Below are 12,486 nucleotides of genomic sequence, written 5' to 3' on the forward strand. Positions count from 1 at the left end.
GACCCTCGGGACCGTGAAGAGCACGCTGTCCCGCGCCGTGGACAAGCTGCGCCGCGACGCCGACCTCATCATCGAGCGCACCACCGGCTGAACCCTTCTCCCGACCGGCGCGGTGTCCGCGCCGGCCCGTCGCGCGTGCCCTCGCACGCCTCTCGTGCGCGTCCACGGACCACGGGGCGGACGGATCCCGACCCTGGGCGGCGACGATCTCGGCCGCCGCACGTCGGCGCGCGGCCCGGTGCCCCCCGACGGAACCGCCTGCTGACGCGACGCCCCCGCCCGGAGCGGACGCGACCGGTCACCCTCCGTGGCGCGACAGCCGCCCTCGGGCATGATTATCGAAGTTCTCGGCGGGAATGTCCTGGTCCGGTAGGTGGAACTGCGGACCAGCGGCATGCGACCGCGTGGCCCGGTTCCCGTCCAGGGCGTCGACGAGGCAGGACCGCACACCGTCGGCTCCGATCGGAGCCGACGATGCCGACGGCACCGCCACAGGTCGGCGCCCGACGCGGAACCGCGTCGTGCCGGCCGTCCCGTGGCACCGCCGCAGCGCGCCCACGACGGCTCCGGCCGACCGCGAAGGAACACGGTTCCGCACGCACCGGAGGTCGTGGCACGGACAGGCGGCGCCCCGGTCCGCAGCCGCCGACCGACGAGGGAAACGACGGACACCGAGAAAGGAGAGGCGTCCCATGACCCTGGTAGACGTCCACATCCAAGATCGATATCCGACACGCGTGGGTTCCGGCTCCGGCCGGGCATGGATCGTCCGCGACGAACCGGCCGTCCGGCCAGGGGTGCAGGAAGGACCTGCCTCCGCCGACGAACTCGCCGACCACGCCCGCGACGGGTTCCACATCCAACGGGACCTGCTGTCCGACCAGGAGGTCGCGGGCTGCCTGGACGAACTCCGGGCGATGACGGACGACCCCGCGCTCCGCTCCGACGAGCGCACGATCATCGAGCCGGACTCCGACGAGGTCCGCTCGATCTTCGACGCCCACCTGATCAGCGACCGGATCGCTCGGCTGATCCGGGAGCCCCGTGTGCTGGACAGGGCACGGCAGATCCTCGGGTCGGAGGTCTACGTCCACCAGAGCCGGGTCAACTTCATGCCGGGTTTCCGGGGTAACGGGTTCTACTGGCACTCGGACTTCGAGACGTGGCACGCCGAGGACGGAATGGCCGACATGTCGGCCGTCAGCCTGTCCATCGGCCTGACCGACAACCACGCCTTCAACGGCGGGCTCATGCTCATGCCCGGCGCGCACAGGACGTTCGTCCCGTGTCTGGGCCGTACGCCGGACGACAACTACAGGTCCTCGTTGAAGGCCCAGAAGGTCGGCGTCCCGCAGGAGGAGGACATCGCCGAACTGGCGCGCCGCCACGGGATCGAGCAGTTCACCGGTTCGAGCGGTTCGGCGCTGTGGTTCGACTGCAACAGCATGCACGGGTCGGGCAACAACATCACGCCGTACCCGCGTTCGAACATCTTCGTCGTGTTCAACAGCGTGGACAACGCTCTGGTCGAGCCGTTCTCCGCGCGGGAGCGCCGGCCCGGATTCGTCGCGTCGCGCGACTTCACGCCGCTGCGGCCCTGACAGGGGAGTCAGGCCCACGGGTGACCGTGCGCGCCTGCGTCCGGCCCGCCGAAGAGCGGGCCGGACGGTCTTGGTCACGGGGAACCCCTCCGTGATCTCCGCATGGACGGGGCCGCGGCGGTCGCCGACCCCCGCGACACCCCGGAGGGAGTCCGCGCCGGGATCCGTGACCGGGCCCGCGCGGCCCCCACCCTGACTTTCGTCAGATGACGGGACCGCCGACGGGCGTTACTTTCCGAGTTATGCGCACCTTCCCGGCCACGATCCCACCCGGTCTCGCCGCCCTGGCCTGCTCGGTCCTCGTGGCTCTGTCGGCTCTTGTGTGGCCCCTGCTGTTCCTCCTCCTCCCGTTCCCCGCCCTGCTCACCGGACGCCTGTCATCGGATCCGCGTCCCGCGGTCGCCGTGTACGCGACCGGTGTGGCGGGAGGCGCCGGATGGCTGCTGTTGTCCGGCCAGCCCCTGGGCCTGTGGATCACCGGGGGTGCCCTGGTGCTGTTCGCCGTGCCCCTGCCCTGGTTGGTGGGCCTGTACCTGCGCAACGCCGCGGCTCTGGAGGAGGCGGGGTGGGATCGGGCGCGGATCCTGGAGAGCGAGGCCAGACTCGTCGCCGAAAGGGTCCGCCTGCGCGAGCGCTCCCGTATCGCGGGTGACCTCCATGACGCCGTGGGCCACGAGCTCAGCCTGCTGTCGCTGCGCGCCGGTGCCCTGGAGATGGCGGGGGACCTGTCCGAGCGGCGGCGTTCCGAGGCCGCCGAACTGCGCGAGGCGGCGGCACGTGCGGCCGACCGGCTGGCGGAGGCGCTCGGTGTGCTGAGGGTCGACGGCGAGACCGCACCTCTGGGTCCGGCGGACGACAGCCTCACCGCCCTGGTGGAGCGCTCCAGGTCGTCCGGGATGGAGGTGGTTCTGAGCCAGGAGGGTGACACGCGTGGGCTGCCCGTGCTCGTGGACCGGGCCGTGTACCGGGTGGTCCAGGAGTCCCTGACCAACGCCGCCCGGCACGCTCCGGGCGCGGTCGTGCGGGTCACGGTCGGGACGGAGGCCGGGGAGGTCCTGGTCCGGGTCGTCGGATCCGCGCCCGGGAAGGGGTTCCCGCGAGCCCACGGGGTGAGTGGCGGAACCGGGCTCGCGAGTCTTCGCGAACGCGTCAGGCTGGTCGGTGGGACGTTCCACGCGGGGCCCGAGGGGCCAGGATGGGCCGTGTCGGCCCGTGTGCCGCTGCGGGGGCGACCGCACCCCGGGGCCGCGCAGGCGCAGGACGAACACGCGGAACCATCGGGGCTGAGCACCCACCGCCTCGCCCGCCGCCGTACCGCGTGGGCGATAGGCCTGATCGTGGGTGTCCCCGTGGCAGCGGCTCTCCTGGGATACGGGCTGGCTCTCGCCTTCACGGCGCACCAGGCCGCGACCGCCACGCTGGAGCCCGAGGTCTTCGAGCGGTTGCGCCCGGGCCAGGACCGGGCCGAGGTGGAGGCCGTCCTGCCCGAGAACCGGTTGGACGCGGCCTCTGACGGCGGGGAGGAGAACGGGACACGGCCGGGGCTGGAGTGCGGCCTCTACCGGTCGAGCCCGCAGATCTTCGACGGTGACCACGATCGGTACCGGCTGTGCTTCGACTCCGGGACCCTGGTGTCGGCCGAGGTGGTGACGTGGTGAGGAGGGTACCGCCGACCATGGTGCGAGTCCTGCTGGTGGACGACGAGGCGATGATCCGCGCCGGCGTGCGTTCGATCCTCGCCAACGACCCGGGGATCGAGGTGGTGGCAGAGGCCGCCAACGGCCGGGAGGGTGTCGAGCTGGTGCGCGCGTACCGCCCGGACGTCGTCCTGGTCGACATCCGTATGCCGGTGATGGACGGGCTGGACGCGGCGGCCGAGATCCGGCGCGTGTCGCCGGGCACCGGGGTGATCATCCTGACCACCTTCGGCGAGGAGGAGTACGTGGTCCGCGCCCTCTCCGGGGGCGCCGACGGGTTCCTCCTCAAGACCGGCGACCCCCGGGAACTACTACTCGGGGTGCGGGCCGTGGCCGAGGGCGGGGCCTTCCTCTCCCCGAAGGTGGCGCGGCGGGTCCTCACCGAACTGGAACGCGGCCGGTCCGCCGAGCGCGTCATGGCCGGTGAACGGATGGGTGCTCTGACCGGCCGTGAACGCGAGGTCCTGGCCCTTCTCGGCGCGGGGCTGTCCAACCTGGAGATCGGTCGCAGGCTCTTCCTCGTGGAGGGCACGGTGAAGGGTCACGTCAGCACCATCCTCAAGCGCCTGGGGGTCCGCAACCGTGTCGAGGCGGCCGTGCTGGCGCACGAGGCGGACCTGATCGGCAGGGGCGGGCCCGCGGCACCGCACCCGTCAGTCGACGCCCAGTCCTTCGGCCGGGGAGATCCGCGCCGCCCGCCGGGAGGGGACCAGGGTCGCAGCGAGCCCGATGACCACGGCGGCCGCGAGGACGAGTGACAGCTCCGCCCAGGGGACCGCGACGACGAGGGGGGCGGTCCCACCGATGATCGCGTTCACCCCGACCAACCCGTAGGGGATGCCGACCACGAGCCCCAGTAGTGCGCCCAGGACGGCGATGACCACGGCCTCCACCGCGAGTGTGCTCCTCAGTCCCCCCTTGGTCAGTCCCAGCGCCCGCAACAGGGCCAGTTCACGCGTCCTCTCCAGGACGGACAGGCTCAGGGTGTTCGCCACTCCGAGACTGGAGATGACCACCGTGACCAGGAGCATCGCCAGCGACAGGTTGACGAGGACGTCGAGGACGTCGGTGAGGTCGCCCCGCTCGCTGAGGGCTCCGTTCAGAGTGATTCCGGGGTCCGCGCCGGCGACCAGGCTCATGCGTTCGGCGAGGGCGTCGTTGTCGGCGCCCTCGGCGGCCAGGCCCCACACCATGCCGCGGTCGTCGCCCGGAGCCACGGAGTCCAGAACGTCGTCCCGTACCACCGGGCTCGCGGCTCCGGAAGCCGTGGCGAGTGTGGACACGTACAGGGTGAAGCGGTGGGTCTCTCCGTCGATGTCGAGGTCGACCGCCTCCCCGGCTCCGACCCCGACGGCGTCCAGTTGGCCCGCGGTCACCAGCATGGCCGGTGCACCCGAGCCGGTCCCGGTCAGTGCCTCGGCCCCGGTCTCCCGCGCCAACTCGGGGGAGACCCCCACCAGGGTGGTCTCGCCCAGACCCCCGACGGTCGCCTGCTCGGTGCGCGGCGTCTCCACCAGCACCAGTGCGTCGACGTCGCGGACCATGTCCACGGTCGCCGCGGACACCGATCCGGTGTCCACCCGCGCGCTCACGTCCACGGGGAACCGGTCGTCGAGATCGCCGTCGATGGTGGCCCGCCCTGTGCTCGCGGCCGTGGCCAGGGCCGCGATCAGCCCGAGCCCGAGCACCAGGGTGAGGGTGGCCGTGGCCGCCCTGCCCGTGTTGCGCCGGAGATTGGCCCCCGCCAGCTCGGAGACACCTCCCCGGAGGCTCAGCAGGCGGTCGGCCCCTCCGATGAGGCGGGAGATCACGTAGCGCAGGACCAGGAGCAGGCCGACGGCGCCCACGAATCCGCCCGCGATGGCCACGGGCAGGTTCTCGGCCAGCGTGCCGAACACCATCACCGCCGCACCGGTCACAGCCGCACCGAGCCCCACCGTGTGGACGAGTCCGAAGCGGACCTCGCTCTGGAGCGGAGCCGAACGCAGTGCCTCGACCGGCGCGGTCCCCGCGGCCTTGCGGGCGGGGAGCCACGCGGCGCACACGGTGGTGGCCACACCCGTCAGGAACGACCCGGCCAGGGCCGGGAGACCGACGTGCAGGCCGCCCCCCGTCAGTTCCATCAGCGAAGCGCCCGCGTACCCCGCGCCCACGCCCGCGGTCACACCGATCGTCGAACCGACGGAGCCGACGATCAGCGCCTCGGCGAGGACCAGGTTGCGCACCTGGGACCGCTCCGCGCCCACCAGCCTGAGGAGCGCGGTGTCGTGGCGCCGCTGGGAGAGCAGGATCGTGAACGTGTTGGCGATGACCAGGGCGGCCGCGAGCAGGGCGATGAGGGCGAACACGAGCAGGATGAGTTCCAGCTGCTGGGAACCGCCCGCGAACCGGTCCGCCGCCAGCTGGGACTGTTCCTCCGCTGTCATCGGGTGGAGGTCGTCGGGCAGGTCGGCCCCCAGGCTCTCGACCACCGCCTCCGGAGAAGTCCCGTCGGCGATGCCGGCCGTGACGCTCAGCGGGCTCTCCCCGGCGAAGAAGTCCTCCGACGTGTAGAACTGGTACTGGACTCCGGTCAACGGCTGGAATCCGATGTCGGCCGCGCCGACAACGGTCATGTCGGTCTCCTCGCCGTCGCCTGCGAGGAGGCTCACGGTATCGCCCACTGCGAGCCCCGCGGAGTCGAGGGTCGGCGCGTCGGCCACCATCTCGGCGGCGTTCGTGGGCCACTCCCCCTCCGCCAGCTCGAACCACCGGAGTTCGTCCTGGCCGGAGATGCTGTAGAGGTTGGCGGTGGCGCGGATGCCGTCCGTGACGAGCTGGACGGTGCCCGCGTGGATGTGGGCCGTGGCCGTGACGTCGGGGTGCTCGGCCACCTGCGCGGGCCACCCGGCACCGGGATCGGCCGCCTCCGGATCGCGGTCCACGATCACGTCGGCGGCCGACAGCGGGGCCGCGGCGACGATGCGCAGGCCGGCGGACGAGGTCGCGGCGAACACGGCGGTGGCCGCCAGGAACAGCGTGCCGAGCACGATCGCCGACAGGACCGAGGCCAGTCGGGCGGGGTGGGCGACGATCTGCGCCCAGGCGTAGCCGAGCATCAGCCCTCCGCCCGGGCCATGGCGGCCAGTACCTCGTTGGTGGTCGGTCGTTCGATGGTGCCGTGGAGAGCACCGTCGGACAACAGCAGCACCCGGTCGGCGTAGGTGGCCGCGACCGGGTCGTGGGTGACCATGACGATCGTCTGTCCGAGCCGGGTGCTCGCCTCGCGCAGCCGGCCGAGGAGTTCGTGGCTGGTGGAGACGTCGAGGGCACCGGTCGGCTCGTCCGCGAAGACCACCGCTGGCTTGGTCAGCAGGGCGCGGGCAACCGCGACGCGCTGCTGCTGGCCTCCTGACATCTCGGAGGGGCGGTGCGCGAGCCGGTCCTGGATGCGCAGGGAGCCCACGATCTCGTCGAAGAACGCCCGGTCCGGGGTGCGGCCGGAGAGCTTGAGCGGTAGCAGGATGTTCTGCTCCGCCGTCAGGGTCGGCATCAGGTTGAACGCCTGGAAGACGAAACCGATGCGCTCACGCCGGAGCCGGGTCAGCCGTCGGTCGTCGAGGCCGGCGAGGTCCTTGCCCTCGACCATCACACGCCCGGAGGTGGGTGTGTCCAGCCCGGCCAACAGATTCATCAGGGTGGATTTCCCGGAACCGGAAGGACCCATGACGGCGACGAACTCACCAGGGGAGAAACCGATGTTCACCCCGGCCACAGCGGTCACCGCTGTTTCGCCCTCGCCGAACCTTTTGACGAGGTCGACCGCTTCGAGAGCGGCGCCCTTCCGCCTGGTTGTCGGTGTGTTCATGACGCCTTTCCCTCGATGGGCCTCTCGGGGCCCACGCTAGGGAAGGGCGTCGTCACGCAGAAAGTATCGACCGACGGGGGGCACCCCTGACGATCGTCGGGGGTGCCCCGGAATCACAGTGGCGGACGGATGCGTGGCAACGCCCCGCCCCGGTACGACAGGATCGGCCGGAAACACGCGGTCACGTCGGGTCGGTCCACGGGACGCCGCTGGGGGCGATGGTGACCAGCCCGTTGGTGACAGCGCCGCGGAGCAGCGTGGTGTCGGGGGCCGGGCGGGACACCGGGTCACCGGGTTCGAACTGGTCGACTGAATCTCCCTCGTGTGAGGTCTGGGCACCACCGACCAGGTCACGTCTCGCTCCGAGGACCACGCCTTGGTCTGTGCGTTCGAACAGAAGAACCCTGACGGCACCGAGGATCGCGCTGCCGAGGACGAGGGCGGTCAGGTAGAGGACCGACCGCGGTACGGCCTCCCCCGGCTGCGGGGGTATTGATGGCGTGCCCTGCCAGGCGCGGTAGGGCCAGGCTCGTGGCTTCCCCGAGGAGCGTGGGACCCCCCAGCAGGAGCGGGCGCGATTGCGGACGAACGTGCCCGCACGCGGCGGGCCGAAGTGCGCGGATCCGATCGGCGGGCGAAGTGGACCGGCCGGGAACGGGGGCTCGCGGCTCGCGCGCCACTTCTCGCAAGGGCGCGTCGTTCGAGCGGCCGGGAGGCCGACGCGCCCCGTGCCTTGGACGGGGCGCCCTGTGCGTACGAGGACCGGCCTCAGAACGAAGCACTCGGAGACGGCCGCTGTGACGGGTCCTGCCCGTGGCGACGCCCACGCCGAGCCCTTGTCCACCTTGTCCCGCTTCCGGACCAACCTCCATGCCTGCCCGGTCCGCCCGCACCAGACGGACACCGGTGCCCGTCTGGTGACCGGTATGGGCCATATCCGGGATGTGCCGTGCTTTCTCACGTACTGCCATGGGACGATGCGGGGCGTCAGTCGTCGGCCACCGCTCGGACGGACCCCCTCGTATGGGACAGCCCCTCCCCCCGCGCCAGCCCGGGCCGCACCCTCCCGGGCCCCTCGGAACTCCCGGCCCGCACCCTCCCGGGACTCCCCACCCCGGTCACCCCGTGCCGTATCCGCCGCCCCCGCGTCGGCCTCGCACAGCGCTGACCGTGGCGATCACCTCGGCGGTGACCCTGGCCGCGGCAGGGCTCCTCACGTGGGTCCTCTTCGCCGCCTTCGCGTCCCCCTCCGGGCTGCGCCCCGCCTACGGACTGCCGGCCGACCCCTGCGCGACCCTGGGGGACGAGACCCTCGACGGGATGGACGGTGAGCTCTCCTCCTGGTACACGAGCTCCTACGCCAACGGTTGCACCTGGACGACCTCCCTGGCCGAGACCGAGGAGACGTCGCTGTACTTCAGTCGTCACGTGCCGATGGGCGGGGCGGACGCGGAGAGGCTTGAGGAGATCGACGACGAAACCGTTCCCCGCGACGCCGACGGGCTCTATCGGAGGATCGTCGACGAGACCGGTGAACTCGGCTACGACTCGGAGGAGACGCACGTCGCCGACACGGAGGAGAAGGACCTCGGCTTCGGGGACGAGAGCGTCGTCGTCGTGACCGATATCGACTACGGGTATTCCGACTCCGTCAGCCAACGCGTGAACCTCATCGTCCGGGAGGGCGATCTCGTCAGCCAGTTCACCTTCACGCTGACGTCCACCGACAGCGGGGACATCGACGCGGACGAGGCAGAGGCCCTGCTCGCCGACGTGGCCGCCGACGCGTTCGGCTGACACCCCTCCTTCGAGCAGCGTGTGGACGACGTCAAGAACAGGAGACCCGCCGTGTACAACGGCCCAGCGCAGCGCTTCCCCCAGTTTCCCGCGGCTCCGGCCCCGCCTCCTCCGCGCGGGGGCTCGACCGGTCGCACCGTGGCGATCACCGCGGCGGCGACGCTCGCGGCCTACGCCGCGGTGGCCGGGGTCGCCGGGACGGTGATGGCCACCACCGGGGGTGACCGGGGCGGACCCGAGCCGCAGCACGAAGGGCTCCCCGCCGACCCGTGCTCGGCCGCGTCACGGTCCCAGCTAGGAGCCGTCTCCGCCCTCCTGCCGTCCGCGTCGTTCGCCGAGGAGGCCGTCTCGTGCACGTGGTACGCCGAGTTCTCGGACGGAACGGTCGGGGTCCTCAGCGTCAGGTACAGGCTTCCCCTCGACACCGAGGGTGAGCCGCAGCACGACGAGTCGGCCGCCGAGGACGAGTACGGGAGCCGGTCGGCAGACCTGGTCGAGGGCAACGACGACGATTACTGGACCGTGGAGGTCCAGGAGGCGCGCGAGCTCGACATCGCGGACGAGGCGGTGGTGTCCCATCACCGGGAGGGCTCTGACGAGTCGAGCAGCACGGCCGAAGTGCTGGTGCGGGTGGGGGGCGTTCTGGTCGAGGTCTCGATGAACGAGGGCTGGGAGAGCCGGACCGGAAGCGCTGACTTCACCGGCGACGAGGAACTCCTCATCTCCATCGCCGAGCGCGCGGTGACAGCGCTGGAGTGAGCCGCCGGCCTCCACGATCAGCGCATCGAGGCGGTGCCGGCCCCTCCGCTGTGGAGGGAGGCGTCCGGCGGGTGCCCGGCGCGGCTGACCGCCGGGGCTGCGTCGGTCCGGTCCAGCCAGACGTCGGCCTCCACCACCCCGGAGCTGTAGGAGCGCTCCGTAGCGATCCGTCGCGCCCGCTCGTGGAGGTGGCGCGCGCGGGAGTGCTCGCCGCGCGCGGCCGCGAGGCGGCCCAGGCGGAACAGCGTCTCGATGACGTCGACCCACAGGCCCAGCTCCTCTGCGGCCCGCAGGTCCTCCTCCAGCAGGTCGGTGACACCGAGGTCGTCGAGGCCGATCTCCGCAGCGCGGGCCAGCGACGCGTTCGCCCGCAGCAGCCCCCAGCGGTCCGCCAGGTCCACGAAGGTCCCGGAGCTGCGCCTGGCGTCGGCACGCGAGGCGGACACGTCGCCGTCGTCGAGGCGGTGTCCGGCGCGCTCCGCCAACGCCGCGGCCTCCACCCAGCGGTCACCCGTCTCTCCGGCACGGGCCAGCGCCTTCTCGACGAGGCCGCGCCCGGTCTCCCGGTCCCCCGCCCGGTAGAGGACCGACCCCGCGAACCAGAGCAGCCGCAACGCCGCCGCCTCCACGGGGCCTTCCTCGCGGGGCGGGCGCCCCTCGAAGGCCGCGAGCCAGCCCTCGGCGACGCACCGCGCGTGCGGGGGCCCGCCCGGGATCCGCAGAGCGGCGTCGAAGGAGCGTTGCGCCTCGGCCACCCGGTTGCGCAGGCGCCAGTACCACGCCAGCGCGTCGACCAGCCGCAGCGCCGCGTCGGCGTCCTTGCCACGCACGGCCAACTCCAGCGCGTGGCGCAGGTTGACCGTCTCGGCGTCGAACCACTCCAGGGCCCGCCGCTGCCGGGCGCCCCTCAAAAGCGGGTCCCTGCGTTCGGCCTCCCGAACGTGGAAGGCGATGAACCTGCGGCGTGCGTCCTCCAACTCGTCGGACTCCGCCAGCCGTTCGACGCAGTACGCCGCGACCGACTCCAGCAGCCGGTACCGCTCACCCTCGCGCACCACGAGGGACCGGTCGACCAGGCGCGACAACACGTCGAGCACGTCGTGCCCGTCAGCGCAGACGGCCCGTGCCCCCTCAAGCGTGCATCCGTCGCGGTGCACCGCCAATCTGCGCAGGACCCCGCGCTCTCCGTCGGCCAGCAGGTGCCAGCTCCAGTCGATCATCGACCGCAGGGTCTGCTGCCGGGTGGGCCGACCGCGTCCCGGCCCGGTCGGCAGGGCGAAGCGGTCGTCCAGACCGGCGGCGATCTGCTCGGTCGTGAGCGCGCGCAGCCGGGCCGCGACCAGCTCGACGGCGAGGGGGATGCCGTCCAGGCGGCGGCAGATGGCGGCGACGACGGGGGCGTTCTCCGCCGTCAGCGCGAATCCGGGCGACGCTGCCCGGGCCCGTTCGACGAAGAGCCGCACCGCGCTGGAGGAGGCGATCATCTCCTGCGGATCGCGGACGCGCTCGGGTAGCGTCAGCGGCGCCAGCGGGAAGACGGTCTCCCCGGGCACGTCGAGCGCCTCCTGCGTGGTCACCACGATGCGCACCCCGTCGACGGCCAGCAGCGTCCCCACCAGCTCCGCGACCTGCGCCACCACGTGCTCGCAGTTGTCCAGGACGACGAGTGTCCTCCGACCCTCCAGGGCCCCGCGGAGCCACTCCACCAGGTCGAAGGCGGGGTCCGTGACTCCTTCGCACAGCCCCAGCGTCGTGATGACGCGCTCGGTGAGGTCGGCGGCCGTCGCACCGCGGTCCACCCCGGCCAGCTCCACGATCCACGCGCCGTCGGGGAAGCCCTCGGCCAGCGACCTCGCGACGGCGATCGCCAGGCGGGTCTTGCCCACGCCCCCCGGGCCGGTCAGGGTCAGCAGGCGGTCGCCGTGGGGGGCGGAGAGCACCTCGCGAACGTGCGCGCTCTCGGACTCACGGCCGATGAGCGCCGTTGGCGGACTGGGCAGGTTGCTGCGAGGGCGGTCCGCGATGCGCGGGAGCACGGTCGCCTCCGGTTCCTGGCGCAGGATCGAGGTGTACAGCCCGCTGACCGCCGGGTCGGGGTCGACCCCCAGCTGGTCGCGGAGCCTGGTGCGCAGGTCGTGGAAGACCCGCAGGGCCTCCCCCTGCCTCCCGGCCCGGAACAGGGCCAGCATGTACAGGCCGTGGAGCCGCTCCCGCAGGGGGTACTCCTCCACCAGCTCCCGCAGCCCGGCGACCGCCCCGGCCCCTTCGCCGGTTTCGATGCGCGTCTCGGCCAGGCGCTCCGCGGCCCCGACCCTCAGTTCCTCCAGACAGGCGGCCTCGGCGCGGACGAACGGCTCGTCGGCGAAGTCAGCGAAGGCCGGCCCCCTCCACAGGCCCAGCGCCTCGGCGAGCAGCCGCGCGCGGGCGCCGGGGTCGTCGATCCGGTCCGCCTCCTCGACGGCCCGCCGGAACCGGGCGGAGTCGAGCTCGCCCTCCTCGACGCAGACCCGGTAGCCGGCCGGGGAGCGGAGCACGCGTTCGGCTCCCAGGGCCCTGCGCAGCTGGGAGATCTTGGTCTGCAGGGTGTTCAGGGGACGGCTGGGCGGGAGCCCCTCCCACAGGTCCTCGATGAGCTGGTCCGCGGAGACGGGACGGCCGTGGTGCACCAGCAGGTTGGCCAGGACCCTCAGGACCTTCGTTTCGGTGATCGGGACCTGGTCGCCGTTGGAGTCCCGCACCGTGAGCGAACCGAGCACCCCAAAACGCATGGCGTCAGCATACAAGT

8 protein-coding genes and 2 pseudogenes are annotated in these 12,486 nt (G+C 72.3%); 6 read left to right on the forward strand and 4 right to left on the reverse strand.

Annotation, left to right across the window (positions count from 1 at the left end; all coding sequences use genetic code 11):
• The 4 genes and pseudogenes from ACFWTE_RS18930 to ACFWTE_RS18945 form a co-directional block, all read left to right on the forward strand.
• Window positions 1-91, forward strand: a pseudogene (locus tag ACFWTE_RS18930) (SigE family RNA polymerase sigma factor); the annotation flags it as partial.
• Window positions 92-692: 601 nt separating this feature from the next.
• A complete protein-coding gene (thpD, locus tag ACFWTE_RS18935; protein ID WP_378780851.1) occupies window positions 693-1,601 on the forward strand; it encodes an ectoine hydroxylase in 909 nt (302 codons plus the stop codon).
• 242 nt (window positions 1,602-1,843) lie between these two features.
• On the forward strand, window positions 1,844-3,259 hold the full coding sequence (locus ACFWTE_RS18940) for a sensor histidine kinase (protein ID WP_378780852.1): 1,416 nt from the start codon (window positions 1,844-1,846) through the stop codon (window positions 3,257-3,259).
• A gap of 17 nt (window positions 3,260-3,276) precedes the next feature.
• Window positions 3,277-3,921: pseudogene (locus ACFWTE_RS18945) on the forward strand (response regulator); the annotation flags it as partial.
• Window positions 3,922-3,951: 30 nt separating this feature from the next.
• Here ACFWTE_RS18945 and ACFWTE_RS18950 read toward each other — a convergent pair.
• The 3 genes from ACFWTE_RS18950 to ACFWTE_RS18960 form a co-directional block, all read right to left on the reverse strand.
• Window positions 3,952-6,396 carry an FtsX-like permease family protein gene (locus ACFWTE_RS18950; RefSeq protein WP_378780853.1) on the reverse strand — a complete coding sequence of 815 codons (2,445 nt, stop codon included), beginning with the start codon at window positions 6,394-6,396 and terminating at the stop codon, window positions 3,952-3,954.
• Complete coding sequence (locus ACFWTE_RS18955) at window positions 6,396-7,145, reverse strand: ABC transporter ATP-binding protein (RefSeq protein WP_378780854.1); 750 nt, start codon at window positions 7,143-7,145, stop codon at window positions 6,396-6,398. Before ACFWTE_RS18955 ends, ACFWTE_RS18950 begins: the two co-directional genes overlap by 1 nt.
• A gap of 181 nt (window positions 7,146-7,326) precedes the next feature.
• Window positions 7,327-7,518, reverse strand: coding sequence for a hypothetical protein (locus tag ACFWTE_RS18960; protein WP_378780855.1), 192 nt, complete (start codon window positions 7,516-7,518; stop codon window positions 7,327-7,329).
• A gap of 797 nt (window positions 7,519-8,315) precedes the next feature.
• Here ACFWTE_RS18960 and ACFWTE_RS18965 point away from each other — a divergent pair.
• Together ACFWTE_RS18965 and ACFWTE_RS18970 are read left to right on the forward strand one after the other, a co-directional pair.
• Window positions 8,316-8,942: a hypothetical protein gene (locus ACFWTE_RS18965; RefSeq protein ID WP_378780856.1), complete on the forward strand. Its 627-nt coding sequence runs from the start codon at window positions 8,316-8,318 to the stop codon at window positions 8,940-8,942.
• 138 nt (window positions 8,943-9,080) lie between these two features.
• A complete protein-coding gene (locus ACFWTE_RS18970; RefSeq protein WP_378780858.1) occupies window positions 9,081-9,701 on the forward strand; it encodes a hypothetical protein in 621 nt (206 codons plus the stop codon).
• A gap of 17 nt (window positions 9,702-9,718) precedes the next feature.
• Here the strand turns inward: ACFWTE_RS18970 and ACFWTE_RS18975 are convergent, their stop codons facing one another.
• A complete protein-coding gene (locus tag ACFWTE_RS18975) occupies window positions 9,719-12,469 on the reverse strand; it encodes a BTAD domain-containing putative transcriptional regulator (RefSeq protein ID WP_378780859.1) in 2,751 nt (916 codons plus the stop codon).
• Between the last annotated feature and the right edge of the window lie 17 nt (window positions 12,470-12,486).

The organism is Nocardiopsis sp. NPDC058631, from assembly GCF_042716955.1.
In the GTDB taxonomy this organism is placed as follows: Bacteria; Actinomycetota; Actinomycetes; order Streptosporangiales; family Streptosporangiaceae; genus Nocardiopsis.